We start from the raw sequence: 25,860 nt of genomic DNA on the forward strand, positions 1-25,860 counted from the left end.
CCGATGACCGACGACACGATCTCCCGTGTCGCCGTGACGGACGCCGCAGCCGAGCTCCTCGCCCGGCTGCGGCGCCAGCACGGCGAGCTGATGTTCCACCAGTCCGGCGGCTGCTGCGACGGCTCCAGCCCCATGTGCTACCCCGACGGCGACTTCCTCCTCGGGGACGCGGACGTGCACCTCGGGGACCTCGCCGTGACCGACGGGCCGGCGGACGAGCCCGGCGCGACGGGGGAGACCTTCGCCGTGCCGGTCTGGATGAGCCGCGCGCAGTTCGAGTACTGGCGGCACACGCACCTGACGATCGACGTCGTCCCCGGCCGCGGCGCAGGGTTCAGCGTGGAGGCGCCGGAGGGCGTGCGGTTCCTCATCCGGTCGCGGCTGCTCACCGACGCCGAGTGGGGAGCGCTGCGCTGAGCGCGGGCGGTCCCATGATGTGGGACGGCGCGGCCCGGACCTAGAGACCGACGGTTGCCGAGGGGTACGGTCCGACCGTCCGCACCCCCGTCCCGAGGAATCCGTCGTGACCACCGCCGCCCCCGTCCGTCCGCAGCGCTCCCTGCGCGCGCCCGCCCCGACCAGCGTGCCCGCCCCGGCCGCGCCCCCGGCGCCGCCCGTGTCCCGGGTCCCGCTGGCCGTGAGTGCCGTCGTCGGCGTCGCGCTCGTGGCCTGGACCGCGGCGCAGCACGGCGTCAAGCCCGCCGTGCTGCTCCTCCTGGGCATCGGCCTGGGCACGGCGCTCTTCCACTCGCGGTTCGGCTTCACGTCCGCGTGGCGGCGCCTCGTGGCCGTCGGGAACGGCGCCGGGCTGCGCGCGCACACCGTGCTGCTCGGCGCGACGGCGGTGCTGTTCGCCCTGCTCATCGGCTCCGGCGCCGGGCTGTTCGGCTCGGTGCCCGCGCCCAGCGCCGGGACCATCGGCGTGGGCCTGCTGCTCGGCTCGTTCCTTTTCGCGGTCGGGATGCAGGTCGGGGGCGCGTGCGCGTCCGGCACGCTGTTCGCCGTCGGCTCGGGGCAGACGTCGATCGTGCTCACGCTCGGCGGGTTCGTCGTCGGGTCGACGCTCGCCGCCTGGCAGGCGCCGCTCTGGCAGGACCTGCCCGCGCTCGAGCCGGTGCTGTTCGCGGACTGGTTCGGCGGCAGCGGCTGGGCGTGGGCCGGCTCCCTGGCCGTCACGCTGGCGCTGCTGTCGCTGGTGTGGGCCGCGTCGCGCGTCGTGCAGGCCCGCCGCACGCCGCCGCCCGAGGGTGCCGTCCCGTCCGCCCGCACGCCGTGGGCGCGCGTCGTGCGCGGGTCGTGGCCGCTGGTCGTGGGCGCCCTCGTGCTCGCCGTGCTGGGCGGGCTGGTGATGCTCGTCTCCGGGGGTGCGTGGGGCATCACCAGCGCGTTCGCGCTGTGGGGCTCGAAGCTCGTGGGGCTGCTCGGCGGCAACCCCGAGGCCTGGGCCTACTTCCAGCCGGAGCCGCAGGCCGCTGCGCTCGCCGGCCCGGTGCTCACCGACAAGACGAGCCTGACCGACATCGGCATCATCGTGGGCGCGGCGCTCGCGGCGTCCGCGGCCGGCGTGTGGAAGCTGCACACCCGCGTGCCCGCCCGGCTGGCGCTCGGCGCGGTCCTGGGCGGCATCGCGATGGGGATCGGCGCGCGCATCGCCGGTGGCTGCAACATCGGCGCCTATCTCGCCGGCATCGCGTCCGGGTCGGCGCACGGCTGGATCTGGGGCGCGGTCGCGCTCCTCGGCACCTGGGTGGGGCTCCGCCTGCGGCCCCTGTTCGGTCTCGGGGTGCCGGCGCCGCGCGACAGCGTCTGCTGACGGCCGGGGCCCGGCGGCGCACGGCTCCTACCAGCCGGCGAACCGCCCCACGGCCACGAACGCCGCGGCGAGCAGCAGGAGCACGTTGACCCACAGCTGCGCTAGCTCGCCACGGCGGACGTGCACCGAGATCGCCAACGCCTGCAGCACGACGAGGCAGGTCGCGGCGGTCGCGGTGAGCCACGGCTGGACGTCGGCGGCCAGGGGGAGGATCAGGCCCAGCGCGCCGGCGATCTCCGCCAGGCCGATGAAGCGCACCACGACGACCGGGAAGTCCTCCACCCACCCCATGGACGCGCGCAGGCGCTCGCGGCCGCGGGTCAGCTTGACGAAGCCCACCGCCAGGTAGAGCAGGGCCAGCAGCCCGGCGGCGACCCACAGTCCGATGTTCATCCGTGCCTCCTCGCGGCAGAAGCTCGTCGGCGGGGCGGCGGCGGTGCCTGGTGTCGTGCACGGTGCGGAGCGGCGACGCCGTCGTGCCTGCTGGGAACCTAGCGCGGGGACGTCGCGACCGGAACGACCATGCCCGTGGTGTCGGAGGGTCGGCGCCCGATATGTTCTCCCGGTGACCCGAGAGACCCTCCCCTCCCTGTCGGCGCTGCCCGCGTGGCTCGTGCCGTCCGTGTTCCTGCACTGGTCGGCCGACTGGCTGACGGAGTCCGTCGCGATCGCGACCCGCTCGCCCGAGCACCGGCTGCCGGCCGGCCCGGACGGTCCGCAGCGCGGGGACGTGGTCGTCACGGTGCTCGGCGATGCCGGTGTGGTCGCCGCCGTCGAGCTCATGGGCGCCAGCGACGGCGAGAGCTGGGTGAGCGACGACCTGTTCGGCCCGGACCGGCCGATCGTCTGGGCCGACCTGTTCGAGGGCGCCGACACCTACACGGGCACGTCCGGCTGGCTGCCGCCCGAGCACGCGCGCCTCGTGCTCGACGGTGTCGCGGACCAGTTCCGCGGCGGGCCTGTCCACACGCTGGACCCGGGCGACTGCGGAGCCGGCGCCACCGCGCCCGACGTGCACGCCCTGCGCATCCTCGGCCACCGGGCGGTGACGGGCTGGTCGATGCGCCGCGAGGAGCGCTGCGCCACCTGCGAGCGGTTCGTCGACGTGCACCGCATGCAGGCCCACGACGACGGCGCCGTCCGCCTCGGCACCACCACTGCCGGCGGGCGCACCCTCGAGCAGCTCGTGCGCGACGTGCACCTGCTGTGCGGGCAGTGCCACGACCTGCTGCACGCGCACACCGTGGCGTCGCAGCGCGCGCGGATGCGGCCCCAGTGCCCGGGCTGCGGCGCGCGCGGCAAGACCAAGCGGATCGTGTGGGGCATGACGTTCCAGGACGACGTGATGAACGCCGAGCCGGACGTCGTGTACGGCGGCTTCGAGGTGCCCGTGCCCACGCCCGAGTGGTACTGCACCGAGTGCCACGCGAACTTCGCGAGCAGCGTCATCGCGTCCCGTGCCCTCACCCCGGCGGACCACGGCGGCGCGAACGCGCTGCCCGCCACCGGGTCGCTCACGGTGGTGCCGGACCTGCCGGACGACGCCCCCGCGGCCTGACGGCCCGCCGACGCCCCGGCTGGTGCCGGGGCGTCAGGCCGCCGCGGTCACGGCGGTGCGCCGTCGACGGCGCACGATCCCGTGCTCCGCGGGCGGGACGAACGGCGCGAGCAGCAGCGGCATGCCGGCCTCCAGCGGCGTGCGGTCGGCCTTGCGCCCGTTGCACGCCTCGCAGGCGGCGACGAGGTTCAGCCACGACGAGTCGCCACCGCGGGAGCGGGGGATCACGTGGTCCACGGTCTCCGCCGGGCCGCCGCAGTAGGCGCACGCCCCGTCGCGACGCTTCACGCCGTCCTTGGTGACCGCCGGCCGGCCGGCGCTGCGGTACCGCCAGCGCATCGCGACGTACCGCACCAGGCGCAGCACGCGGGGCATCGGGTACGGGCCGAAACGGTGGCCCTCGACCGCCTCCTCGATGACCGCGACCTCGCGGACCAGCATCGTGATGGCGTGCTTGACCGACACGCGGTGCAGGGGCTCGTAGCCCGCGTTGAGCACCAGCACGTCGGCCACGGCCCGGCTCCCTCCTCGACGGTCCGGTAGCGTGTGTGAATCCGGTCACAGCATGCTGCCGAGGTGAAAGTATGCCGCCGAGGCGCGGAAGTCCAGGGCAAAGGCCGGCCGGGTGGTCGATGACGGAGGATCCCATGCGGCTCAGCGTCAACATCTTCACGTCGCTCGACGGGGTGGTGCAGGGTCCGGGCGGGCCCGAGGAGGACACCCGCGGCGGCTTCACCGAGGGCGGCTGGTTCGTCCCGTTCACCACGGACCCGGTGTTCGGGGAGGTCGTGGACGGCTGGTTCGCCGAGGTCGACGCCTTCCTGCTCGGCCGCACCACCTACGACATGTTCTGGGCGTCGTGGGGGCAGGTCACCGACCCGGACGACGCCCTCGCCGCCCGCATCGACGCCGGGCCGCGCTATGTCGTGTCCTCGACCCTGCGCGACCCGGCGTGGGCGGGGACGACCGTCATCGACCCCGCCGGCGACGCCTCGCTGGCCGCCCAGGTGCAGGCCCTCAAGGACGGGCGCGACGGCGAGCTGCAGGTGCACGGCAGCGCGCGTCTCGCGAGCACCCTGCACGACCTGGGGCTCGTCGACGTCTGGCGCCTCGTCGTCGCGCCCGTCGTCGTCGGCTCCGGCGCGCGCCTGTTCGACGCCGGCGCCGCGCCGTCCGGGTTCGCCGTCACGTGGTCGCGCATCGGCGACAGCGGGCTGGTGTTCCTGGAGCTCGAGCCGCGGCCGCTGCGGCACGGCACCGCCGACGTCGTCGACGGCAGCCAGTCGGTCCGCGTCGAGGACTGAGGTCACGCGTCGTCGAGCGCCAGCGGCCGCACCTGGCCGCCGGCGGCGACGAAGAACCCGCGCAGCCGCACGCCCTGGGCGTCGGCCTGCTCGCGCAGGTCGCGGTTCCAGGCGCGGTCGTCGACGGTGAGCGTCGCGTCGCCGGGGCGCTCCAGCACGACGACGGCGCAACCGCCGGGCGCCTCGTCGTCGACGACGCTGCGTAGCACGGTGCCCAGACCGACGAGGGCCGCGGCGTCGGGGCGCAGCGGAACGTCCTCGATCGGCAGGGCGAGGCCGAGGAGCCGGTCGTCGGCGTCGAGCCAGGTCACGGTGAGCGTGCGCCCCCGGGGGTGGACGCCTCCCGCGAGGAAGTGGGCGAGCTCCAGCAGCTCGGCGTCGTCGGCGACCTCGTCGCCCGGGCGGAACGGGGTGATGGTGTCCATGCCTGGCCACCCTGCCGGAGCCGACGAGGGCTCCGCTGCCGTTATCCACAGGCTCAGGTGCCCAGCAGGTCCGGGGTGAGCTCGTTGCGGCTGTCCACGCCGAGCTTCGCGACGACCCGGCCGAGCGTGTTCTGCACGGTGCGGACGCTGAGGTGCAGCTGGCGCGCGATCTCCTCGTTCGAGGTGCCGGCGGAGACGAGCGAGGCGAGCTGCCGCTCGCGGGGCGTGAGCCCCACGGCGCGGTCCACCGGCCGCACGATCGCCCCGGGCTCGCCCCCGTGCCTGCGCACCAGCTCGCGGGCCTCGGCGAGGGTCCGGCGCACTGCGGTCGCGTCCCCGGTGTCCTGCACGCGGCCGGCGGCGTGCGCGAAGGCGCGGGCGCCGAGGAGGACCTGCCCTTCGGTGACCAGCTGGCGTCCGATGTCGAAGGCCTCCTCCGCGGTCGCGTCCGACGCGTGCGCGAGCTGCACCAGCGCCGACACCAGACCGGAGCTCGTCGAGGAGCGCAGCGAGTCGAGGGTGGCGAGCCGCTCGGCGTCCACGGCGAAGTCCACGGCGAGGCTCCCGGCGACGCTGCCCGCCAGGATCGCGCCACGGCCGAACAAGGTCTGGGCCTCCGCCCACAGGTCGTCCGCGGCACGACGGCGGGAATCGGTGGACTCGCCGTGAGCCCGGGTGTCCAGCAGCCCCGCCGCCCAGGTGGGCGTCGTGAAGGGGTAGGGGCCGAGCGTGCCGTGCTGTTGGTACGCCTGCTGCACGAGCACGCTCGCGGACTCCCTCCGCCCTTCCATGGCGGCGAGCGCTGCTGCGACGGACCGGTTCCCGGCCTCGAACTGCCGGTGCAGCGTGGGACGCAGCCCCGTGGAGAGCACCGTCCCGAGATGGGTGTGCAGCTCGCTCATGCGCGCGCCCAGGAAGAGGGCAAGCGACACCACGTAGCCGTGCCCGTGGATCACGTCGGGGTCCAGCTCGGCCCGACCTCGTTCGAGGAGGGCCCGCGAGACCTTCAGGGCCTCGTCGTGCCGGCCGGCCGCGACGAGGGCGACCCCGCGGACGACGCCGGACCACACGGTCTGCTCGACGTCCTGTCCAGGGGCCGAGGCCGCGTCCCAGGCGAGCGCCCCCACGGCGTCGGCGGACGCGAGCCGGCGCTGGGTCTCGACCCGCTCCACCGTCTGGCGTGCCACCTCGGGCACCGCTGGGGCGTCCAGCTCCTGGGCGCCGAAGGGCACCCGGTCGTGCAGGATCCGCAGCCGGCGCTCCTCGGCCTCGAGCCACGGGGCGAGGTCGCCCGCCGTCGCCCGCGCCACGGCGAGGGTCGCAAGAGCGCCCGACAGGTCGTCGTCCACCTCGGCCGCGACGTTCGCGCACCAGATGGTCCATCGGGTGCGCCAGACCGGGTCGTCGCCCGGGGGCGTCGCGTCGATGACGGCGTGGACGGAGGCGGAGTCCGCAGCCCCGATCACCAGCGTGCGGATGTAGGGGATCGCCGTCTTCGGGGACGGGCCCGCCTCCCACTCGTGCCGGCGGGTGAGCGTCGAGCGGTACCACTCCTCGGCGAAGAGCCGGTTGAGCACCGTGCCCGCCTCCTCAGGTCCCTCGTCCGAGAGGAACGGGTCGACGAGGGTCGAGGGGAGCGGAAGGCGCACCGGCAGCGGGCGGTCTATCGGGGCCGGGCGGCCCTCGGGACGCACGGCCCCCAGCCGCTCGTCGAGCTCGAAGCGGCGGATGCGTGGCAGGACGTGGCGGAGGTACTCGGCGACGGCGTGCGGGAAGAGGCCGACGACGAGATCCTCGCCCCGGGTCCCGTACCGGAGCAGGCCGGCTGCCTCGAGCTCCGCCAGGGCTTCCGTGGACGTGAGATCTCGAGCAGTGGCGACCGGCAGCGTGCCGGCGACCGCGAGAGTCTCGATCGCGGAGCGGGCGTGGGCGCCGAGCCCGTCGAGGAAAGGCTCGAGCGCAGGTGCCAGCTCGAGCGAGAACAGGTCGCCGTCGAGGTGCCAGGTCCCGTGATCCTGCCGCACGTCGCCTCGCCGCTGGGCGATCGACAGCATCGCCAGCGCGAGCCGCGGCAGGCCGCCCGACATGGTGAACAGCCTTCCCGTGAGCGACGCGGACACGGAGCCGGGCAGCACGCCGGCGACGAGGTCCTGCAGCGCGTCCAGGCCGAGGGCCGACAGGGTGACCCGGGTCGCCGGCTGGAGGTCGACCCCGGGAATGAGGTGCGCGCCGCGGCGGGGGCGTGAGGTCGTCAGGATCGGGAACGCGTGGCGCGCGTGCGTCGCCGCGACGACACCCGCCGACGTCTCGTCGATCGCGTCGACGTCGTCGATGACGAGGACCGCGCGGTGCGGTGCGAGCGCCGCCTCGAGCTGCGCGGACGCCACGGCCACGGCAGAGCTGCTGCGCGCGTCCGAGCGGGGGACCAGACCGGCGAGGGCGAGCACCTCGAGCGGGCGGTTCTGGAGCACACGGACCCCGTAGACGCGCAGCACCGTCCAGCCGGCGTCCTCCAGCGCGGCGGCGACCGCGCCGGCGAGAGTGCTGCGGCCCGAGCCCGGAAGGCCCACGATCTCGACGCTCGTGCCCGCCTGCAGCTGTCTGACGATGCCGTCGCGCATCCCCCGGTGCAGCAGTTCGGGTCCGGTGGCCACGGCCACACGCTAGCCGCGGCGGGACGGCACGGCGCGGGGAGGCTCGCACGCCCGGCCTGCACGAGTCGGCCCCACGGCGCACGGCGGCGTCGCTCGGCGCACGACCAGGTGGCCATCGAGGCACGTGCTGCGAGCAACCGGTCGTGCATCGCGCATCGGCGCTTTGAATCGATTCGAGGCCGCGACCCCGAACGCGAGGGCAGCAGGCCGCCGCAGACGTCGCGAGGGAGAGCCCTCGCAGGACAGGAAGAGAACACCATGTCGAACAGAACGACGCGTCCGGTCCGCAACGGCCGGCGCATGGCACGTGCGGCGGGAAGCTCGTTCGTCGCAGCAAGCATCGCGCTCTCCGGCGCCGCGCTCGGGAGCATCCCGGCGCAGGCCGACGAGGGCGTCACGCAGGACGACGTCGTCGCGACGTCGACGGAAGACGGCGCCGGCTCCGACGACTCGGCCGGCTCCGACGACTCGGCCGGATCCGAGGACTCGGCCGGATCGGACGATTCCGGAGACGGCGCTGAGACGTCCGAGAGCTCCGAGAGCCCGGCCACCGGCGCGGACGAGGGCTCGGCGGCCGACAGCGGCGCGACCGAGCAGAAGGCCCAGCGCTCCAGCTCGCAGAAGACCGAGGACCCCCAGACCCAGGAGAAGGAAGCCCGGGTCTCTGCCTCCGTCTCCGTCAGCAGCGTGACGGTCGAGGAGGGAAAGTCGGTCGTCGTCACCGGGACGACCACTCGGGCCGGGCTCGGCTTCAAGACCGTCGTGACGGTGAACGGCAAGTCCAAGGAGGTCAACTCGAAGAACTGGTCCGCCGACTTCGGCACGCTCAAGGCGGGCACGTACACGGTGAAGGCCGTGACTTACCAGAGCGCGCTCCTCGTGTGGGTCCCGATCGGCCAGGACACCGGCACTGTCAAGGTCAACGCGGTGCAGGTCCCGCCGACGCTCGGCGCGCCTAGCGTGACGTCGACCAGCTCGAACGACGGCGGCCACTACACGGACGAGTCCATCACGGTCTCCGCGAACGTGACCAAGGGCTCGTCGGCCATCAGCAGCGTGACGCTCCAGCTGAACGGCACGTCGTACCCGATGACGGCGTCCTACGGCTCCTCCACCTACAAGGCGAGCCTGGGCAAGCTGCAGGCGGGCACGTACTCCGGCACGATCACGGCGACCGGCAAGGACGGGCAGAGGTCGACTCAGCAGGTCGCGTTCGAGATCCTGAAGGTCGAGAAGCCCGCGATCGAGATCGGCAAGATCGCGGAGATCACCGAGGGTGACACCGCCACCATCTCCGGCACCTCGACGCAGGGCCGGGACGGCAGGGGCGTGACCGTCGTCCTGTCGAAGGCGGGATCCTCGCCCAAGACCCTCCAGCCCAAGGTCGGGGCGGACGGCTCCTGGTCGGTCCAGGCCTCCGGCCTGAGCGCGGGTACCTGGACCGTCACGGCGAAGGTCGTCGGCACGCAGGCCGCCGACACCGGGACGCTCGTGGTGTCGAAGCTGGTGAAGCCCACGGCCGGCAGCCCCGTCGTGACCTCGGCTGGTGCGGACGACGTGCACTGGACCGACGAGAAGGTCACCTTCTCGGGCACGGTCATCCAGGGCTCCCACGCCGTGGACCACGTCCTGGTGAGCATCGACCGTGGCAAGTCGCAGAAGGTCGCTGTCAGCGGCGGTGCATGGACCCTGACCAAGGATGGCCTCTCGGCCGGCAAGCACACCGTGTCCGTCACGGCGGTCGACGTCAAGGGCAACGAGTCGTCGGCCAAGAGCACGCCGTTCGAGGTCAAGAAGTACACGGCGCCCCAGGTCTCCGTGAACGGTGGCCAGGTGTTCGAGGGCAGCTCCACCGTGATCACCGGCTCGGTGTCCGGGGACGTGAAGCCCCGGACCCAGGCGACCGTCACCCTGTCGCGGGGCGGCGTCGTCGTCGCGACCCTGACTGCGAACATCACCAAGGGCGGCTTCTCGGTCACGACTCCGACGGACCTGGAGCCGGGCAGGTACGACGCCGTCGCTTCGGTGACGGACGTCCGTGGCGGCACGGTGAAGTCCAGGTCTGCGAAGCTCGAGGTCGTCGCGAAGGCGACCCTCGCGGCGAGTGCGAAGGTCGTCGCGAACGAGGGCAAGGAGACCGTGTCCGTGGAGGGCACCGTCACCTACACCGGCCCGGACGGCGCCACCGTCGTCATCGTCAACCCGTTCGGTCGGGACAAGGTGGTGAAGGGCGTCAAGAACGGCGACGTGCTGGAGTACTCGTTCGACTCGGGCAAGGCCTGGGTCTCCGCCGGGACGATCGACGTGGTCGCGTCGGTGGGCAACAAGCCGATGGGGCAGCGCGTCACGGCCAAGGCCCCCTACGAGTCGGGCCACGCGGTCAAGGTGACCGGCATGGTGGTCGCGGAGTCGTCGCTGGACGCGCACGGCGAGGTCATCCTCGCGGGCACGTTCACCAACACGAGCTCGGGTGCGGTCAAGGCCGTGCTGAGACTTCCGGACGGCACGACGATCGACCTCGGCGTGGTCCGCGCCGGCGAGGAGGTGCCCTGGCAGAAGCTGCTGACGGGGATCCGCAGCGTCGAGGCGGGTGACGTGACGGTCGACATGACCCGCGTGGTCCGCGACGGCCGCCAGGTGCAGAAGTTCACCGGTACGGCCTCGGGTGCGTACGCGGCGATCGGGTACGTGGCCCCGCAGATCCAGATCACCACCCCGAAGCACGGCGCGACGTTCACCACGGACGACGCGGTGCAGGTCGGCTCGGCCCTCACCAAGGGATCCCACGGGATCCAGTCCGTGACCATCACGGCGGTACGGGACTCCGGCGAGCAGTTCGTGCAGAGCCTGAAGGTCGCCGAGACCGACAGCCCGGTCGCCCGGGCCGCGGCACAGGCGACGACCTACGACGCCCTGTTCCGTGACCTGCCGGTGGGTTCGTACGAGGTGACGGCCACGGCCGTCGACTCGACGGGCGAGGTGGTCGACAACTCGGTGACCATCGAGGTCACCCGGGCGAAGGTTCCGGGTGGTGACGACGGCACCGACGGCACCGACGGCACCGACGGCACCAACGGCGCTGACGGTGAGAACGGCACCGACGGCACCGACGGTGCTGGTAGCGCCGGTGGCACGGACGGATCGAGCGCCGGCACGGTCGGATCGAGCGCCGGCTCGGGTCTCGGTTCGGGCGGCTCGGACGGCGGCTCCGGTGCGGTGGAGTCCGGTGTCGTGGGCTCCGGCTCGCAGGACGCGACCACCGGCACCAGCGGGACGCTGCCGCGGACCGGAATGGACACCGGGGGCCTGCTGGCCCTGGTCGGTGCGCTGCTCGCCTCGGGCCTGGCGGCCCTGGGCATCCGGCGCCGCAAGGGCCACACCGAGGCATGACCCTCGGAGGATCTGAGCACATCGGCTGAGACCCATCTGCGAAGCCCCCGCCACGGGAGACCGTGGCGGGGGCTTCGTGCTGCTCACGCCTCGTCGAGCGCCAGCGGCCGCACCTGGCCGCCCGCCGCGACGAAGAACCCGCGCAGCCGTACGCCCTGGGCGTCGGCCTGCTCGCGCAGGTCGCGGTTCCAGGCGCCGTCACCCTGCCGCACCGGAGAGGCCGCCCGCCGTGGTGATCCACAGGCCACACCACCCCCCCGCTGCCGAGCATGCGGTGGCGCACGTTCTGAGCGCTCAGAAGGTGCGCCACCGCATGCTCGGCGGTCAGGGGGTGAGCACCTCGGCCAGCTCCGTGCGGCCGAGGAATCCCGCCCAGCCGGCCGGCGTCGTCCCGAAGCGGCCGTCGACGGCCGCGGGGTCGGCGCCGTGGTCGAGCAGCCGCCGGGCGTCGCCCGGGGTGCCGGTGGTGGCCGCGAAGTGCAGTGCCGTGGCGCCGTCGTCGGCCGCGACCGTGACCGGGAAGCCGCGCTCCACGAGCGACCGGACCGCGTCCCAGCGGCCCAGCCCGGCCAGCTCGACGACCAGAGTCGGGTGCCGGTCGGGCAGGTCGCCCAGCCCGCCGTCGAGCCGGAGCATCCGCTCGAGGTCGGCCGCGCTGCCGCCGAGCGCCGTCGCGACGAGGGGGTCGCGGCGCTGACTCTGCGCGCGGTAGAGGTCGCGCAGCAGGCAGATCTCGGCGCCGTGCGCCATCGCCTCGCGGTTGAGGTGCACGACGAGGGCGGCGAGCGAGTCCTCCGCGTACGGCCCGCCGCGGGGCCCGAGCGGCGCGGCGAGCGCGTCGTCGTCGAGCCGCGAGAGGTGATCGCGCCACAGCTCGTACCCCTCGCGCAGGAGGTCGAGGCCGCCGCCGGCGGTCAGTGGGAGGGGCTCCGGCCAGTGCCGTGCGTCGAACATGTCGGCGTCCGCGGGGGCGGGCGTGGGGCCGAAGAGCGCGCGGCCCCGCTTGCCCCAGACGTCGCGCCCCAGGTGCGCGCAGCGCCACGCGATCGTCGTCACCGGCGGCACGGGCGGGTCCACCGGCGTCAGCTCGATCCGGACGGTGCCGCCGTCGTCGCGCCGCAGGCTCCACGCGCCGTCGACCGGCTCCCAGAGGTACTCGTCATCCGTCAGGCCATGCAGCCGCGGCCACAGGTGCACGTCCCAGTAGAACTCGACCTGGCCCAGCAGGAGCTCGCGCAGCGTCGTCGTCATCCCTCGATCCTGCCCGAGGCAACGCCGAACAGGCGGTTGCCACCGTTGTCGGCCCCGCTGGGTCGCGATCACGGTGTCAACCGCCTGTTCGACGACAGACGGCAGGGCGCTCAGCCGGCCAGGTAGCGGGCGTACGCGCCGGTGGTGAGGAACGGCGGGAACTCCTCGCCCAGGGCCACCTCGCGGAACAGTGCCGCGGCGTCCTCGAAGCGGTCGCCGGCGAACCGGGGCAGGCCGCGCAGGACGTCGCGCAGCACGGCCTCGCAGCGCACGCGGGTGATGGGCAGGCCGTCGTCCGTGGTCGTGCCCGACGCGACCCACTGCCACACCTGCGACCGGGAGATCTCGGCCGTGGCCGCGTCCTCCATGAGGTGGTCGATCGCCGCCGCGCCGGTGCCGCGCAGCCACGACTCGATGTACCGCAGCCCCACGGACACGTTGGTGCGCAGCCCGCCCGCCGTCACGGTGGCGCCCCCGCGCCGGGCGGAGGCGACGTCGAGCAGCTCCGCCTGCCCCACCTCGACGTCGTCGCGCAGGCGGTCGGTCTGGTTCTCGCGGTCGCCGAGCACCTCGTCGAAGGCCCCGCGCGCCACCTCGACCAGGTCCGGGTGGGCCACCCAGGTGCCGTCGAAGCCGTCGTGGGCCTCGCGCGTCTTGTCGGCCCACACCTGCTCGACGGCGCGCTCGGTCACCTCGGGGGAGCGGCGGTCGGGGATGAAGGCGCTCATGCCGCCGATGGCGTGCGCCCCGCGCTTGTGGCACGTGGCGACCAGCAGCTCCGTGTACGCCCGCATGAACGGCGCGGTCATCGTCACCTGCCCCCGGTCGGGCAGCACGTACGACGACCCCCGCTTCCGGAAGCACTTGATCACGCTGAACAGGTAGTCCCAGCGTCCCGCGTTGAGGCCGGCGCAGTGGTCGCGCAGCTCGTAGAGGATCTCCTCCATCTCGAACGCGGCCGGCAGCGTCTCGATGAGGACGGTCGCGCGGATGGTGCCGCGCGGGAGGCCGAGCGCCTCCTGCGCCGCCTCGAAGACCTCGTTCCACAGCCGCGCCTCGCGGTAGCCCTCGAGCTTCGGCAGGTAGAAGTACGGGCCCCGACCCCGGGAGACCAGCTCGTGCGCGTTGTGGAACAGGTACAGGCCGAAGTCCACCAGCGAGCCCGACGCCGGCTGGGTCGAGCCGTCCGGCCCGGTGTACGCCAGGTGCGACTCGAACAGGTGCCAACCGCGCGGGCGGAACACGATCGTCGGCAGCTCGGTGAGGTCGGTGGAGCGCAGCGCGTACTGCTTGCCCGCCGGGTTGGTGAACGTCAGCGTGCCGCGGATCGCGTCGCGCAGGGCGAGCTGCCCCTCCACCACGTTGCGCCACGTCGGGGACTGCGCGTCCTCGGCGTCGGCCAGCCAGCACCGGGCGCCCGAGTTCAGCGCGTTGATCGTCATCTTCGGGTCCGTCGGGCCCGTGATCTCGACCCGTCGGTCGCTCAGCCCCGGCGCCCCGGCCGCGCCCGCGACCCGCCAGGACGGGTCGTCGCGCACGGGCCGGGTGGCGGGGTTGAAGTCCGGGTCCTCGCCGTCCGCGACGCGTCGCATCCGCCGCTGCCGCTCCAGCAGCAGCCCGGTGCGGTCGTCGGCGAACCGGTCGTGCAGCATCGCCAGGAACGCCAGCGCCTCCGGGGTGAGGATCTCCTCGTCGCGCGCCTCCAGCGGGGCGGTGACGGTGAGGTGCCCCTCCGCGAGCGACGTCCCGCCCCAGACGAACGGGTCGGTCGCGGTGTCGGCGAGGGGGGTGCCGACGGCGGGCGCGACGGCGGGCACCGGGGCGGTGGTCGGGGACGTGAGCGTGGTCATGGCGTGCCTCCGGTCTGTCGGGGCTGAGCGGGTGGGGGAGGTTCAGAGCCTCGCGGCTCTCAGAACTGCGCGGCCTCGGTGGAGCCGGCGAGCGCGAGGGTGGCGGCGTCGGGGTTGAGCGCCGTCGACACGCGGTCGAAGTAGCCGGTGCCGACCTCGCGCTGGTGCCTGGTCGCGGTGTAGCCGCGCTCCTCGGCGGCGAACTCGGCCTCCTGGAGCCGCACGTAGGCGGACATCTGCTCGCGGGCGTAGCCGTGGGCGAGGTCGAACATCGAGTAGTTGAGGGCGTGGAAGCCGGCCAGCGTGATGAACTGGAACCGGAAACCCATCGCACCGAGCTCGCGCTGGAACTTCGCGATCGTGTCGTCGTCCAGGTGCTTCTTCCAGTTGAACGACGGCGAGCAGTTGTAGGCCAGCATCTGGTCCGGGAAGTCGGCCTTGACGGCCTCGGCGAACTTCCGCGCGAGCTCGAGGTCGGGGGTGCCCGTCTCCATCCAGATGAGGTCGGCGTACGGGGCGTAGGCCTTGGCCCGGGCGACGCACGGCTCGACGCCGTTGCGCACCTCGTAGAAGCCCTCGCCCGTGCGGCCGCCGGTGAGGAAGGGGCGGTCGCGCTCGTCGACGTCGGAGGTGATCAGGGTGGCGGCCTCGGCGTCGGTGCGGGCGATCACCACGGACGGCACGTCGGAGACGTCCGCCGCGAGGCGCGCGGCGTTGAGGGTGCGCACGTGCTGCTGGGTCGGGATGAGCACCTTGCCGCCCAGGTGGCCGCACTTCTTCTCGCTGGCGAGCTGGTCCTCCCAGTGCACGCCCGCGGCGCCCGACGCGATCATCGACCGCATCAGCTCGTACGCGTTGAGCGGCCCGCCGAACCCGGCCTCGGCGTCCGCCACGATCGGGGCGAGCCAGTCGCGCGTCGGGGCGCCGTTCTCGGAGACGTCGATCTGGTCGGCGCGCAGCAGGGCGTTGTTGATGCGGCGCACGACGGCGGGCACGGAGTTCGCCGGGTAGAGCGACTGGTCGGGGTAGGTCTGGCCCGCCAGGTTCGCGTCGCCGGCCACCTGCCAACCGGAGAGGTAGATCGCCTGCAGGCCCGCCTTGACCTGCTGCACGGCCTGGTTGCCGGTCAGCGCGCCGAGCGCGTTGATGAAGTCCTCCTCGTGCAGCTGGCGCCACAGCCGCTCGGCGCCGCGCCGGGCCAGCGTGAACTCCTCGCCGACCGACCCGCGCAGCGCGACGACGTCCTCCGCGGTGTAGTCGCGGCTGATGCCGTCCCAGCGCGGGTCGGTGGCCCACTGCTCGGCGAGCTGCGTGGCCGTCTGGGCCTGGTCGCCGGCGCGGGTGGTGCTGCGGGAGTCGAGGATGGCGGTCATGTCGAGCCTCTTTCGTGTGTCTCGGTCGTCGGTGGCGGTGCCGATGACCACGACCCTCGCGTGCCGTGCCACCCCGCGGCCAGGAATTCTGAGGAGAAATTCCGGGGTTCTTCTCCTGGACGGAAGGTGTGGCACGTGTCACCCTCGAGCATGGCCATCTCGACCGACCCCCGGCCCGGTACCCGGGACGACGCGACGCTGCCGATCGACCAGGAGGCCGACGCCCTGACGATCGGCCGCCGCATCCGGCACCTGCGCACCCGCCGCGGCATGACCCTGGAGCAGCTCGGAGAGGCCATCGGACGTGCGCCGTCGCAGGTCTCGATGCTCGAGAACGGCAAGCGCGAGCCCACGATCGCGCGCCTGCAGGCGGTGGCCCGCGCCCTCGGCGCGAGCGTGGAGGACCTGCTCTCCGCCCAGGCGCCGTCGCACCGGGACGCGCTCGAGATCGAGCTGGAGCGCGTGCAAAGGGGGTCGCTCTTCTCCGCGCTCGGCGTGCACCCTGTGAAGGTCGGCAAGTCCCTCCCGACCGACGCGCTCGAGGCGATCGTGGGCCTGCAACGCGAGCTGGAGCGGCTGCACTCCGAGCGCGCGTTGACCCCGGAGGAGGCGCGCCGGGCGAACACGGAGCTGCGCGCCGACATGCGCGCGCAGGACAACTACTTCCCCGACCTGGAGATCGTCGCGCGCGGCCTGCTCGACGACGTCGGGCACGGTCGCGGCCCGCTGCCGCAGCGGGCGGTGGGGGAGCTCGCCGCCCACCTCGGCTTCTCGATCCACTACGAGCCGGACCTGCCGCAGTCCACGCGCGCCGTCATCGACCAGCTCCACCGGCGCGTCTACCTGCCGAGCAACGGGATCCGCGGACGGTCGGAGGCGCGCTCCGCGGTGCTGCAGGCGCTCGCGTCGCACGTGCTGGAGCACGCCGAGCCGCGCGACTACCGCGAGTTCCTGCGCCAGCGCGTCGAGGCCAACTACCTGTGCGCGGCGCTGCTGGTGCCCGAGCGTGACGCGGTCAAGCAGCTGCGCGAGGCGAAGGAGCGGCGGTCGATCTCGCTGGAGGACCTGCGAGACGCGTTCGCCGTCTCCTACGAGACGGTGGCGCACCGCTTCACGAACCTGGCGACCCGGCACCTGGGCATCCCGGTGCACTTCATGAAGGTCCACGAGTCGGGGGCGATCCACAAGGCGTACGAGAACGACGGCGTGCGGTTTCCTGCCGACCCGCTGGGCACCGTGGAGGGGCAGCACGTGTGCCGACACTGGACGGCGCGGGTGGTGTTCGGTATCGCCGACCGGCTCAGCCCGTACTACCAGTACACGGACACCCCGACCGGCACGTACTGGTGCACCTCCCGGGTGCAGGACACACCCGACGGGCGGTTCTCCGTGAGCGTCGGCGTGCCGTACGCGCAGGTCAAGTGGTTCCTGGGGCGGGAGACGACGGCGCGCAGCACGTCGCGCTGCCCGGACGAGAGCTGCTGCCGGCGGCCGGCCGAGCCGCTCGCCCGCCGCTGGGGCGGGCACGCGTTCCCGAGCGCCCGCCCGCACGCGTCGATGCTGGCGGCGATGCCTTCCGGCGCGTTCCCCGGCGTGGACACGACCGAGGTCTACGAGTTCCTGGAGCGGCACGCGCCCGGGGACGAATGACGCCGACCATGCGGTTGCGCACGTTCTGAGCAGGCATTCCGTGCGCAACCGCCTGCTCGGCGCACGGCCGTGGTGGCGCTCAGTCGTGCCAGGCGCCGACCCACTCGTCCCAGCTCGGGCCGTCGCCGATCCCGGCGCCATCGAGGCCGGCGTCCTCGCCCGCCCGGGAGCGCAGCCCGGCCAGGACGAGCCGGAGGTAGCGCAGGTGCAGGGCGTCCGCCTCGGCGCGGGGGAAGGGGAGCGTGGGGCGCAGGTGCAGCAGGAGCTGCATGACGTCCGCGGTGGTGAACCCGGTCGGCAGCAGGCCTGCGGTGCGGTCGTACGCGACCAGCCGCTCGAGCCCGACGCGCAGGTCGCGCGTCGCGGCGGCCAGGTCGTCGGGAAGCGGCCCGCCCGCCCCCGGCGGCCGCAGCAGCGGGCCCGTCGCGCCCGTGATCTGCCGCGAGAGGAACGTGCCGACGGCGCCGCCGTCGGGCCCGGGAACGACCTCGAACTCGTCGGCGACCTCGGTGGCCAGGCGAGCCGCCTCGCGGACGGCCTGCACGCGCAGCGCCTCGACCAGCGCCTCCTTGGTGGGGTAGCGGCGGTACACCGAGCCGACGCCGACGCCGGCGTGCCGCGCGACGTCGGCCATGGACGCGCCGTGCCCCTGGGCCGCGAACACCTCGCGGGCGGCGGCCAGCACCGCCGAGTCGTTGGCGCGGGCCTCGCGCTTCCGGCCGGGCAGCGGCCGGTCGGCGCGCTCGTCGACGGGCTCGTCGGGGGAGGGCATGGGCACACGGTAGCCCGTGACACGATGCTAGGGTGAATCGGAACGATGATTCCGTTCCGATTCATCTCTTCCGCCCATCGGCCCGCGCGACGAGGCGCAGCCACCCTCACCACGAGAGCGAGCCCACCCGTGCCTCCGACCCGCCCTGCCCCTGAGCGTGCACCCGAGCATGCGCCCGACCAGCCGGCCGACGGCACTGTCGTCCGCCACCCCGGCCGCGTGACCTTCGCGCTGAGCGCCGCCGTGCTGGCGTTCTCGCTGATGCAGACGCTCGTCGTGCCCGCCCTGCCGACCCTGGGCCGGGAGCTCGGCGCCAGCGCCCAGGGGACCGGCTGGATCCTCACCGCGTTCCTGCTCGCCGGGGCGGTCTTCGCGCCCGTCGTCGGCAACTTCGGCGACCGGTTCGGCCACCGGCGCGTGCTGCTCGGCACGATCGTCGTGTTCGCGGCGGCGACGCTCCTGGCGGCCGCCGCGCCGACGCTCGGCGTGCTGCTCGTGGCGCGCGTGGTGCAGGGCGTGAGCACCGCGACGTTCCCGCTCGCCCTGGCGATCGCGCGGTCCGCGCTGGCGGGCCCGCGGCTCGCGGCCGCGTTCGGCTGGATCCCCGGCATGATCGGCCTCGGAGCGGGCGCGGCCCTCGTGGTGGGCGGCGTGGTCGTCGACGCCCTGGGCTGGCGCTGGCTGTTCGTCCTCGGCGCCGTGCTGATCCTCGGCTCGGGCGCGCTGGTCGCCGCGTGGGTACCGCGTGGGGACGCGCCCGCCGTGCAGCGCCGGACGGACTGGCCCGGCATCGCGCTCCTCGCGGGCGGCCTCGTGGGCGTGCTGCTCGCCGTCTCGCAGGGCGGCTCGTGGGGCTGGACCTCGGCACCGACGGTCGTCGTCGGCGTGGCAGGCCTCGCGCTGCTCGCCGTGCTCGTCCTCGTCGAGCGGCGCACGGACGCGCCCGTGGTCGACGTGCGCACCTTCCGCCACGGGCCGATCGTGCTCGTCAGCCTGTTGACCGTGGCCGTGGGCTTCGTGCCCTACGTCTGCTACGTCGCACTGCCGCTGCTCATGCAGGCGCCCGCCGGAACCGGGTACGGCCACGGGATGACCGTGACCGTCTCCGGCCTGGCGATGCTCCCCAGCGCCGTCCTGGTCTTCCTCGGCGGTCGCGCGACGCCGGCGCTCGTGCGCCGGGTGGGCCCGGGCGGCACGGGAGCGGTCGCCGCGGCCGTGATGCTCGTCGGCGCCGTCGGGCTGGCGCTGTGGCCGGCGACGCCGTGGGCCGTCGTGGTGGCCTTCTCCGTGCTCGGCCTCGGCAACGGGATCGGGTACGCCATCTGCGCCCAGCTCGTCGTCTCCTGGTCGCCGCCCACCGAGACCGGCGCCGCGACCGGCCTGAACAGCGTGGTGCGCACCGTCGGCTCCGCGGCCGCCGCCCCGGTGGTCACCGCGCTCCTCGCGGCCGGCACGGCCGATCCCGCCGACGCCTTCTCCGCCGCGTTCTGGGTCGCGGCGGCGGCGAGCGTCGTCGGCGTGCTGGTCGCCCTCGTGCTGGTCGCGCGCTCCCGCCGGGCCGCCTGAGCCGGAGGACCGCTCACGCCTGGTGCCGTGACTCGGCCGGGCGGGACGCCCTGCGGTACCAGCGCAGGAGCCGGAGCGTCGTCACGGCCGCCGCGCCCGCGAGGCCCAGCGCGACCGCGAGCGGCAGCCACCACCTGTCGCCCGGCAGGTGGACCACCGCGGGGTCCGTGCTGCCGCCGAAGAGTGCCGGTGTCACCGGGGGAGGCGGTTCGTCCCCGCGTCGCGTCCTGAGGGAGTGGTCGAGCAGGACCTCGTCCAGGACGACGCTGCCGTCGTCCGCCGTGAACGTGCCGTACCAGCTGCAGTGCCACGGGGACCACGGGCGTCGCTGGTGGCACGACTGCCGCTCGGGGACGAACGTGCCCTCGGTGCCGAGCCCGTGCGTCGCGCGGTAGGCGTCCGCGGTGCCGCTGGCGACGGATGCGACGGCGACGGGGGTCAGGAGCGCGATCAGCAGGAGGCCGGCGGCCAGGCCGACCCGTGCGCGGACCAGGCGGACCTCGGGGGACGTCACGGCCGGAGCATAGCGACCCGCCCCGGCGGCGGCCGGGCCGGTCAGACCTCCGCCGGCACCGCGTCGAGGGCGAGCGTGACGGGCGCGCCCGTCGCCGCCACGACGTCGTCGACGGTGACGCCCGGCGCGAGCTCGCGCAGCACGAAGCCGTCGGGCGTGACGTCGAGCACGGCCAGGTCGGTGATGATCCGGTCGACCACGCCGCGCCCGGTCAGCGGGAGGGTGCACTCGGGCAGCAGCTTGGGGGAGCCGTCCTTGGCGGTGTGGTCCATGAGGACGACGACGCGCCGCGCGCCGTGCACCAGGTCCATCGCCCCGCCGGGTCCCTTGACCATCTTGCCGGGGATCATCCAGTTGGCCAGGTCGCCGGCGGCCGACACCTGCATGCCGCCGAGGATCGCCGCGTCGATCTTGCCGCCGCGGATCATGCCGAAGCTGGTCGCGGAGTCGAACACGGAGGCGCCGGGCAGCAGGGTGACGGTCTCCTTGCCGGCGTTGATCAGGTCGGGATCGACGTCGGCCTCGGCGGGGTAGGGGCCGACGCCGAGCAGGCCGTTCTCGGACTGGAGCACGAGGTGGCGGCCGGCGGGCACGTGGTTCGGCACGAGCGTCGGCAGGCCGATGCCCAGGTTCACGTACCAGCCGTCGGCCAGCTCCGCCGCGGCGCGCGCGGCCATCTCGTCGCGGGTGAGCGGCACGGCTCAGCCCTCCTCTCGGCCCGACGTCGCGGTGGACGTCGGGGTGGTGGTGCGCTTCTCGATCCGCTTCTCGCCGCCGGGCACGTGCACCACGCGGTGCACGTACACGCCGGGCAGGTGCACGTCGTCGGGGTCGATCTCGCCGGGCTCCACCAGCTCCTCGACCTGCGCCACGCACAGGCGCCCCGCCATCGCGGCGAGGGGGGAGAAGTTGCGGGCCGAGCGGTGGAACACGAGGTTGCCGTGCCGGTCGCCCCGCGCCGCGTGCACGAGGGCGTAGTCGGTGGTGATCGCCTCCTCGAGCACGAACTCGGCGTCGGTGCCGTCGCCGGAGGCGAAGGTGCGGACCTCCTTGCGCGGCGAGGCCACCGCGACGCCGCCCGCGCCGTCGTACCGGCGCGGCAGGCCGCCGTCGGCCACCTGCGTGCCCACGCCGGTGCGGGTCCAGAACCCGGCGATCCCGGCGCCGCCCGCCCGCAGCTGTTCGGCGAGCGTGCCCTGCGGGGTGAGCACCAGCTCGAGCTCGCCGGCGAGGAACTGCCGCTCGAACTCCTTGTTCTCGCCCACGTACGAGCTGGTCATCCTCCGGATGCGCCCGGCGCCCAGCAGCAGGCCGAGGCCCCAGTCGTCGACGCCGCAGTTGTTGCTCACCACGGACAAGCCGGTGGTGCCCTGGGCGAGCAGCGCCTCGATCAGGGCGACCGGGTTGCCGCAGAGACCGAAGCCGCCGACGGCGAGCGAGGCGCCGTCCGGCACGTCGGCGACGGCCTGGGCCGCCGTCGCGACCACCTTGTCGAGCCCGGTCATCGCGCGCTCCATCCGCCGTCGATCGTCCACGAGGCGCCGGTGACCATCGACGCGTCCGGCCCGGTGAGCCACCCCACCAGCGACGCGACCTCCTCCGGCTCCACGAGGCGCTTCACCGCCGGCTCGGCCAGGATCACCCGGGCCAGCACCTCCTCCTCGGGGATCCCGTGCGCGCCGGCCTGGTCGGAGATCTGCGCCTCCACGAGCGGGGTGCGCACGTAGCCGGGGTTCACGCAGACGCTGGTGACGCCGTGCGGCCCGCCCTCGAGCGCGACCGTCTTGGACAGCCCCTCGAGGCCGTGCTTGGCGGAGACGTACGCGGCCTTGAACGGCGAGGCGACGAGCCCGTGCACCGACGAGACGTTGACGACCCGCCCCCACCCGCGGGCGTACATGCGGGGCAGGGCCGCACGTACCAGCAGGAACGGTGCCTCGAGCATGAGGCGGTGGACGAGCCGGAAGTCGTCGGGCGGGAAGTCCTGCACCGGGCTCACGCGCTGGATCCCGGCGTTGTTCACCAGGACGTCGACGTCGAGACGCAGGTCGTCGAGGGCGCGGGTGTCCGCGAGGTCGACGACCCACGCCTCGCCGCCGAGCTCGTCGGCGAGGCGCTTCGCGCCGTCGGGCTCCACGTCCGCGACGACCACCTCGGCGCCGCGCGCGGCGAGCTCCCGCGCGCAGGCCGCGCCGATGCCGGAGGCGCCGCCGGTGACCAGGGCCCGACGCCCGGCGAGCGTGCGCTCGCCGGGCGACGGGCGGGTGGAGCCGCCCGTCATGCCGCCGCCCCGGCGGTCTCGCGGTCGCGGGCGTCGAGGTCGCGCAGGGAGATGCCGCGGGTCTCGCGCATGCTCAGCACGGCCACGGTGGTGATCGCGCCGGCCACGAGCAGGTAGACGGCGGTGGGCCACCACGAGCCGGTGGTCTTGAGCCAGGTCGTGGCGAGGATCGGGGCCAGCGAGCCGGCGACGATCGACGTCACCTGGTAGGAGATCGACACCCCCGAGTACCGCATCCGGGTCGGGAACATCTCGGCCATGATGGCGGGCTGCCCGGCGTACATGAGCGCGTGGAACAGCAGGCCGACCATGATGACGACGAGCGCCACGACGGTGCTCCTCGTGCCGAACGCGGGGAACGCCCACAGGCCCCAGGTGCCGCCCAGGATCGCGCCGGCGAGGTACACGGGCTTGCGGCCGAGGCGGTCGGCCAGGCGCCCGACCCACAGGATCACGACGAAGTGGAAGGCGTGGGCGATCGCGACGACGCCGAGGATCGACGCCGTGTCCATCCCAAGCCCGGTGCCGAGGTAGACGATCGAGAAGCTCACCACCAGGTAGTACATGATGTTCTCCGCGAACCGCAGGCCCATGCCGGTGAGCACGCCGCGCGGGTACCGCCGGACGACGTCGCGGACGCCGTAGCCCGACGTCGTGCCCTCCTCGAGCTCGGCCTTCGCCTCCTCGAAGATGGGGGCGTCGGTGATGGTGGTGCGGATCCAGTAGCCGACCAGCACGACGACGGCCGACAGCCAGAAGGCGACGCGCCAGCCCCAGGAGAGGAACGCGGCGTCGGACAGCGTGGTGGACATGATCCACAGCACGGCGGTCGCGAGCAGGTTGCCCACCGGCACGGCGGCCTGCGGCCACGCGGCCCACTGGGCGCGGCTGCGGTCCGGCGCGTGCTCCGCGACGAGCAGCACGGCGCCGCCCCACTCGCCGCCGAGCGCGATGCCCTGCACGAAGCGCAGCAGCACGAGCAGGGCGGGCGCCGCGAGGCCGATCGCGTCGTAGCTCGGCAGGCAGCCCATGAGCACGGTCGCGGCGCCGATCATCATGATCGTGACCTGGAGGGTGTGCTTGCGGCCCAGCCTGTCGCCGAGGTGCCCGAAGATCACGCCGCCCAGCGGACGGGCCAGGAAGCCGATCGCGTACGTGACGAAGGCGGCGATGATGCCGTCGTACTGGTTGCCCATGGCGGGCATCAGCACCTTGTCGAACACGAGCGCCGCGGCGGTCGCGTAGAGGAAGAAGTCGTACCACTCGACGACCGTGCCGGCCATCGAGGCGGACACGATCCTGGTGAGCAACGAGCGGTCGCTGCCGCCGTCGCCCGTGCCGTGCGTCGCGCCGTCCGGCGCCGTGCTCTGGCCCGCGGCCATGGTTCCTCCGTGTCGTCGTTGACACCGTGGCGTCGTCGCCACCTGACGCCGAGGATGCTGCCGGTCCCGGCCGTGTGCGCGCAACGCCCAACCGAGCACGCGTGGTGTGCACGGATGCACAGCGGGTGCGGCGGGCAGTAGGGTGCCGGCGTGCCGACGACGCCGCCCTCGCCCGACCAGCTCCTCGTGCTGCTCGAGGTCGCCCGCACCGGCCGGCACACCACCGCGGCCGAGGTGCTCGGCGTCAACCACACGACCGTCGCCCGCAACGTGGCCGCGCTCGAGCGCGCGCTCGGCGGCCGGGTGCTGGTGCGCGGCGCCGACGGCTGGGAGCTGACGCGGCTGGGGGAGCGGGCCGCGCGCGCCGCCGAGGCGGTCGCCGCGGCCGTCTCCGGTCTCGCCACGCCGGACGGCGAGCCGGACCCGGTCACCGGCGTCGTGCGGATGACGGCGACCGACGGGTTCAGCGCCTACGTCGCGTCGCCCGCGGTGGCCGCGCTGCGCAACCGCCACCCGGATCTGTCCGTCGAGCTCGTCACCGTCACCCGGCACGCCATGCAGCACCGCTCCGGCGTGGACGTGGAGGTCGTGGTGGGCGAGCCGCAGGTGGGTCGCGCCAAGGCCGTGCGGCTCGGCGACTACGAGCTCGGCATGTACGCGTCGCGGGACTACCTCGCGCGTCACGGCGCCCCGGCGACGGTGGCGGACCTCGCGGACCACGGGCTGGTCTACTTCGTGAACTCGATGCTGCAGGTGGACGCGCTCGACGCCCCGCGGCGGCTGGTACCCGGGATGCGCGACGCGCTCACGTCGACCAACGTCTTCGTGCACGTCGAGGCCACCCGGGCGGGCGCGGGCGTCGGGTTCCTGCCGTGCTTCATGGCTGACCGGCACGCCGACCTGGTGCGCCTGCTCCCGGGCGAGGTGCGCGACCGGCTGCCCTACTGGGCGGTGGTGCACCCGGAGTCGTGGCGGCGACCCGCCGTCGCGGCGCTGCTCGAGGCCCTGCGCGACCAGGTGGCACGGAGCCGCGAGGCGCTCCTCGGCGTCGGCGGCCGGCCGGGCTGACCGGGGCGCCTCAGGGTTCCCCCAGGGTCGAACCGGGGGCACACCCCATGGTCGCGGACAGGCCCGGCGCCGCAGGGTGGGAGGCATGATCGACGCGATCGCCACCGGGTTGGCCCAGGTCTGGGGACAGCTGGAGAGCACGCTGTTCGCGCTCGTGTCCTCCGCCTGGGCGTTCCCCGCCCTCTTCGGGGCGACCGCGGCGGACGGCTTCTTCCCGCCCGTGCCCGGCGAGACCGTGATCATCATGATGGCGGTGGGCGCCGAGACCGGACAGGGCGTGAATCTCGCGCTCGTGGTCCTCGTCGCGGCCCTCGGCGCCTGGTGCGGCGACCAGGTGGCCTACGCGCTCGGGCGGGCCCTGGGCACGTCGCGCGTCCCGTTCCTGCGCGGCCCGCGCGGGCAGCGCGCCGTCGCCTGGGCGGCCCGCTCCTTCGAGCGGCGCGGCGCGTCCGTCGTCCTCGGGGCGCGCTTCGTGCCGGTCGGGCGGACGGCGGTCAACGTCACCGCGGGCGCGGTCGGGTTCTCGCGGCGCCGTTTCATGGGCCTGTCGGCCGTCGCGTCCCTGGCGTGGGCGACGTGGTCCGTGCTGCTCGGGGTGGTGGCCGCCCAGCCGTTGGGCGACCACCCGCTGCTCGCCGTCGCCGTCGGGATCGTCGTGGGCACGCTGCTCGGCTTCGTCGTCGACCGCGTCCTCACGGCCTGGGCCGTCCGCGGCCGTCGTGCCGCGCCCGCGCCGCGGACGGCATCGGGGGCAGCCGTCGTGGCGCAGCGGGAGCCGGCGCTCGCGGGCGGCACCGGGGGGGGGGGGGGGGGCGGGGAGGGGGGGGGGCCGCCCTGGACCCCGCACAGACGCCCCGTCGCCGCAACTGCGCACCCGCACACCGCTTCCTGCACGTCATGTCGCCGTTACCGGCCATTCAGACGCGCTTGCAACCCTCTCAGGATGCAGCCAGCTGTGCCGACCCCCCGCAACGGGAAAATTCCCGGCAGAGACCGTGCGATTCCCGCG

General features: G+C 74.1%; 23 protein-coding genes. 9 read left to right on the forward strand and 14 right to left on the reverse strand.

Features of this window, described 5'->3' with window-relative positions:
- Positions 1-3 precede the first annotated feature (3 nt).
- Both ACFVS0_RS05720 and ACFVS0_RS05725 read left to right on the forward strand, forming a co-directional pair.
- Positions 4-417 (forward strand): DUF779 domain-containing protein, encoded by a 414-nt coding sequence (locus ACFVS0_RS05720; protein ID WP_430587410.1) that lies wholly within the window; start codon positions 4-6, stop codon positions 415-417.
- A 106-nt stretch (positions 418-523) separates the two neighbouring features.
- Positions 524-1,813 (forward strand): YeeE/YedE family protein, encoded by a 1,290-nt coding sequence (locus tag ACFVS0_RS05725; RefSeq protein ID WP_430549596.1) that lies wholly within the window; start codon positions 524-526, stop codon positions 1,811-1,813.
- 27 nt (positions 1,814-1,840) lie between these two features.
- On the opposite strand, the gene ACFVS0_RS05730 is transcribed toward ACFVS0_RS05725, so the two are convergent.
- Positions 1,841-2,206, reverse strand: coding sequence for a DoxX family protein (locus ACFVS0_RS05730; protein ID WP_430549597.1), 366 nt, complete (start codon positions 2,204-2,206; stop codon positions 1,841-1,843).
- Between the two features lie 172 nt (positions 2,207-2,378).
- Between ACFVS0_RS05730 and ACFVS0_RS05735 the strand changes: the two genes are divergently transcribed.
- Positions 2,379-3,371 carry a hypothetical protein gene (locus ACFVS0_RS05735; RefSeq protein WP_430565114.1) on the forward strand — a complete coding sequence of 331 codons (993 nt, stop codon included), beginning with the start codon at positions 2,379-2,381 and terminating at the stop codon, positions 3,369-3,371.
- Positions 3,372-3,404: 33 nt separating this feature from the next.
- On the opposite strand, the gene ACFVS0_RS05740 is transcribed toward ACFVS0_RS05735, so the two are convergent.
- The gene (locus tag ACFVS0_RS05740; RefSeq protein WP_430587411.1) at positions 3,405-3,884 is read right to left on the reverse strand and encodes an HNH endonuclease; all 480 of its coding nucleotides are present in this window, start codon (positions 3,882-3,884) and stop codon (positions 3,405-3,407) included.
- A 134-nt stretch (positions 3,885-4,018) separates the two neighbouring features.
- Here ACFVS0_RS05740 and ACFVS0_RS05745 point away from each other — a divergent pair, with 134 nt between their 5' ends.
- Complete coding sequence (locus ACFVS0_RS05745; protein WP_430587412.1) at positions 4,019-4,675, forward strand: dihydrofolate reductase family protein; 657 nt, start codon at positions 4,019-4,021, stop codon at positions 4,673-4,675.
- Between the two features lie 2 nt (positions 4,676-4,677).
- Here the strand turns inward: ACFVS0_RS05745 and ACFVS0_RS05750 are convergent, their stop codons facing one another.
- Entirely contained in the window at positions 4,678-5,100 is a 423-nt protein-coding gene (locus ACFVS0_RS05750) for a hypothetical protein (protein WP_430549601.1), read from the reverse strand.
- A 53-nt stretch (positions 5,101-5,153) separates the two neighbouring features.
- The gene (locus tag ACFVS0_RS05755) at positions 5,154-7,754 is read right to left on the reverse strand and encodes a LuxR C-terminal-related transcriptional regulator (RefSeq protein ID WP_430587413.1); all 2,601 of its coding nucleotides are present in this window, start codon (positions 7,752-7,754) and stop codon (positions 5,154-5,156) included.
- A gap of 258 nt (positions 7,755-8,012) precedes the next feature.
- Here ACFVS0_RS05755 and ACFVS0_RS05760 point away from each other — a divergent pair, with 258 nt between their 5' ends.
- Positions 8,013-11,144, forward strand: a complete 3,132-nt coding sequence (locus tag ACFVS0_RS05760) for an Ig-like domain-containing protein (protein ID WP_430587414.1) — start codon at positions 8,013-8,015, stop codon at positions 11,142-11,144.
- A gap of 83 nt (positions 11,145-11,227) precedes the next feature.
- Here the strand turns inward: ACFVS0_RS05760 and ACFVS0_RS05765 are convergent, their stop codons facing one another.
- The 4 genes from ACFVS0_RS05765 to aceA form a co-directional block, all read right to left on the reverse strand.
- Positions 11,228-11,356 carry a hypothetical protein gene (locus ACFVS0_RS05765; RefSeq protein WP_430587415.1) on the reverse strand — a complete coding sequence of 43 codons (129 nt, stop codon included), beginning with the start codon at positions 11,354-11,356 and terminating at the stop codon, positions 11,228-11,230.
- Positions 11,357-11,468: 112 nt separating this feature from the next.
- The gene (locus ACFVS0_RS05770; protein WP_430587416.1) at positions 11,469-12,395 is read right to left on the reverse strand and encodes a DinB family protein; all 927 of its coding nucleotides are present in this window, start codon (positions 12,393-12,395) and stop codon (positions 11,469-11,471) included.
- Positions 12,396-12,505: 110 nt separating this feature from the next.
- Complete coding sequence (gene aceB, locus ACFVS0_RS05775) at positions 12,506-14,245, reverse strand: malate synthase A (protein ID WP_430587417.1); 1,740 nt, start codon at positions 14,243-14,245, stop codon at positions 12,506-12,508.
- Between the two features lie 59 nt (positions 14,246-14,304).
- Positions 14,305-15,618 (reverse strand): isocitrate lyase, encoded by a 1,314-nt coding sequence (aceA, locus tag ACFVS0_RS05780; protein WP_430587418.1) that lies wholly within the window; start codon positions 15,616-15,618, stop codon positions 14,305-14,307.
- 150 nt (positions 15,619-15,768) lie between these two features.
- On the opposite strand from aceA, the gene ACFVS0_RS05785 reads away from it, so the two are divergent.
- Positions 15,769-17,268: a helix-turn-helix domain-containing protein gene (locus tag ACFVS0_RS05785; protein WP_430587419.1), complete on the forward strand. Its 1,500-nt coding sequence runs from the start codon at positions 15,769-15,771 to the stop codon at positions 17,266-17,268.
- A 79-nt stretch (positions 17,269-17,347) separates the two neighbouring features.
- Here ACFVS0_RS05785 and ACFVS0_RS05790 read toward each other — a convergent pair whose 3' ends face one another.
- The gene (locus ACFVS0_RS05790) at positions 17,348-18,040 is read right to left on the reverse strand and encodes a helix-turn-helix domain-containing protein (protein WP_430587420.1); all 693 of its coding nucleotides are present in this window, start codon (positions 18,038-18,040) and stop codon (positions 17,348-17,350) included.
- Between the two features lie 219 nt (positions 18,041-18,259).
- On the opposite strand from ACFVS0_RS05790, the gene ACFVS0_RS05795 reads away from it, so the two are divergent.
- The gene (locus ACFVS0_RS05795; RefSeq protein WP_430587421.1) at positions 18,260-19,606 is read left to right on the forward strand and encodes an MFS transporter; all 1,347 of its coding nucleotides are present in this window, start codon (positions 18,260-18,262) and stop codon (positions 19,604-19,606) included.
- Between the two features lie 13 nt (positions 19,607-19,619).
- Here ACFVS0_RS05795 and ACFVS0_RS05800 read toward each other — a convergent pair whose 3' ends face one another.
- Genes ACFVS0_RS05800 through ACFVS0_RS05820 form a run of 5 tightly spaced genes read right to left on the reverse strand, consistent with a single transcriptional unit; the run spans position 19,620 to position 23,783 of the window.
- Positions 19,620-20,120: a hypothetical protein gene (locus tag ACFVS0_RS05800; protein ID WP_430587422.1), complete on the reverse strand. Its 501-nt coding sequence runs from the start codon at positions 20,118-20,120 to the stop codon at positions 19,620-19,622.
- Positions 20,121-20,161: 41 nt separating this feature from the next.
- The gene (locus ACFVS0_RS05805; RefSeq protein WP_430587423.1) at positions 20,162-20,818 is read right to left on the reverse strand and encodes a 3-oxoacid CoA-transferase subunit B; all 657 of its coding nucleotides are present in this window, start codon (positions 20,816-20,818) and stop codon (positions 20,162-20,164) included.
- 3 nt (positions 20,819-20,821) lie between these two features.
- Positions 20,822-21,625, reverse strand: a complete 804-nt coding sequence (locus ACFVS0_RS05810; protein ID WP_430587424.1) for a CoA transferase subunit A — start codon at positions 21,623-21,625, stop codon at positions 20,822-20,824.
- The gene (locus ACFVS0_RS05815; RefSeq protein ID WP_430587425.1) at positions 21,622-22,401 is read right to left on the reverse strand and encodes a 3-hydroxybutyrate dehydrogenase; all 780 of its coding nucleotides are present in this window, start codon (positions 22,399-22,401) and stop codon (positions 21,622-21,624) included. Before ACFVS0_RS05815 ends, ACFVS0_RS05810 begins: the two co-directional genes overlap by 4 nt.
- Positions 22,398-23,783: an MFS transporter gene (locus ACFVS0_RS05820; protein WP_430549613.1), complete on the reverse strand. Its 1,386-nt coding sequence runs from the start codon at positions 23,781-23,783 to the stop codon at positions 22,398-22,400. Before ACFVS0_RS05820 ends, ACFVS0_RS05815 begins: the two co-directional genes overlap by 4 nt.
- A 150-nt stretch (positions 23,784-23,933) precedes the next feature.
- On the opposite strand from ACFVS0_RS05820, the gene ACFVS0_RS05825 reads away from it, so the two are divergent.
- Together ACFVS0_RS05825 and ACFVS0_RS05830 are read left to right on the forward strand one after the other, a co-directional pair.
- Complete coding sequence (locus ACFVS0_RS05825; RefSeq protein ID WP_430587426.1) at positions 23,934-24,851, forward strand: LysR family transcriptional regulator; 918 nt, start codon at positions 23,934-23,936, stop codon at positions 24,849-24,851.
- Positions 24,852-24,936: 85 nt separating this feature from the next.
- Positions 24,937-25,860: DedA family protein (locus ACFVS0_RS05830; RefSeq protein WP_430587427.1), on the forward strand; the 924-nt coding region annotated here is incomplete at its 3' end.

The sequence above is a fragment of the Isoptericola sp. NPDC058082 genome, assembly GCF_042885055.1.
GTDB lineage: Bacteria > Actinomycetota > Actinomycetes > Actinomycetales > Cellulomonadaceae > Isoptericola.

What these genes read in the sequence shown, in the direction of transcription:
- ACFVS0_RS05720 (WP_430587410.1), top strand. Translation starts at nt 4, where the DNA reads ATGACCGACGACACGATCTCCCGTGTCGCCGTGACGGACGCCGCAGCC.
- ACFVS0_RS05730 (WP_430549597.1), bottom strand. Translation starts at nt 2,206, where the DNA reads ATGAACATCGGACTGTGGGTCGCCGCCGGGCTGCTGGCCCTGCTCTAC.
- ACFVS0_RS05745 (WP_430587412.1), top strand. Translation starts at nt 4,019, where the DNA reads ATGCGGCTCAGCGTCAACATCTTCACGTCGCTCGACGGGGTGGTGCAG.
- ACFVS0_RS05750 (WP_430549601.1), bottom strand. Translation starts at nt 5,100, where the DNA reads ATGGACACCATCACCCCGTTCCGCCCGGGCGACGAGGTCGCCGACGAC.
- ACFVS0_RS05760 (WP_430587414.1), top strand. Translation starts at nt 8,013, where the DNA reads ATGTCGAACAGAACGACGCGTCCGGTCCGCAACGGCCGGCGCATGGCA.
- ACFVS0_RS05770 (WP_430587416.1), bottom strand. Translation starts at nt 12,395, where the DNA reads ATGACGACGACGCTGCGCGAGCTCCTGCTGGGCCAGGTCGAGTTCTAC.
- aceB (WP_430587417.1), bottom strand. Translation starts at nt 14,245, where the DNA reads ATGACCACGCTCACGTCCCCGACCACCGCCCCGGTGCCCGCCGTCGCG.
- aceA (WP_430587418.1), bottom strand. Translation starts at nt 15,618, where the DNA reads ATGACCGCCATCCTCGACTCCCGCAGCACCACCCGCGCCGGCGACCAG.
- ACFVS0_RS05785 (WP_430587419.1), top strand. Translation starts at nt 15,769, where the DNA reads ATGGCCATCTCGACCGACCCCCGGCCCGGTACCCGGGACGACGCGACG.
- ACFVS0_RS05790 (WP_430587420.1), bottom strand. Translation starts at nt 18,040, where the DNA reads ATGCCCTCCCCCGACGAGCCCGTCGACGAGCGCGCCGACCGGCCGCTG.
- ACFVS0_RS05810 (WP_430587424.1), bottom strand. Translation starts at nt 21,625, where the DNA reads ATGACCGGGCTCGACAAGGTGGTCGCGACGGCGGCCCAGGCCGTCGCC.
- ACFVS0_RS05815 (WP_430587425.1), bottom strand. Translation starts at nt 22,401, where the DNA reads ATGACGGGCGGCTCCACCCGCCCGTCGCCCGGCGAGCGCACGCTCGCC.
- ACFVS0_RS05820 (WP_430549613.1), bottom strand. Translation starts at nt 23,783, where the DNA reads ATGGCCGCGGGCCAGAGCACGGCGCCGGACGGCGCGACGCACGGCACG.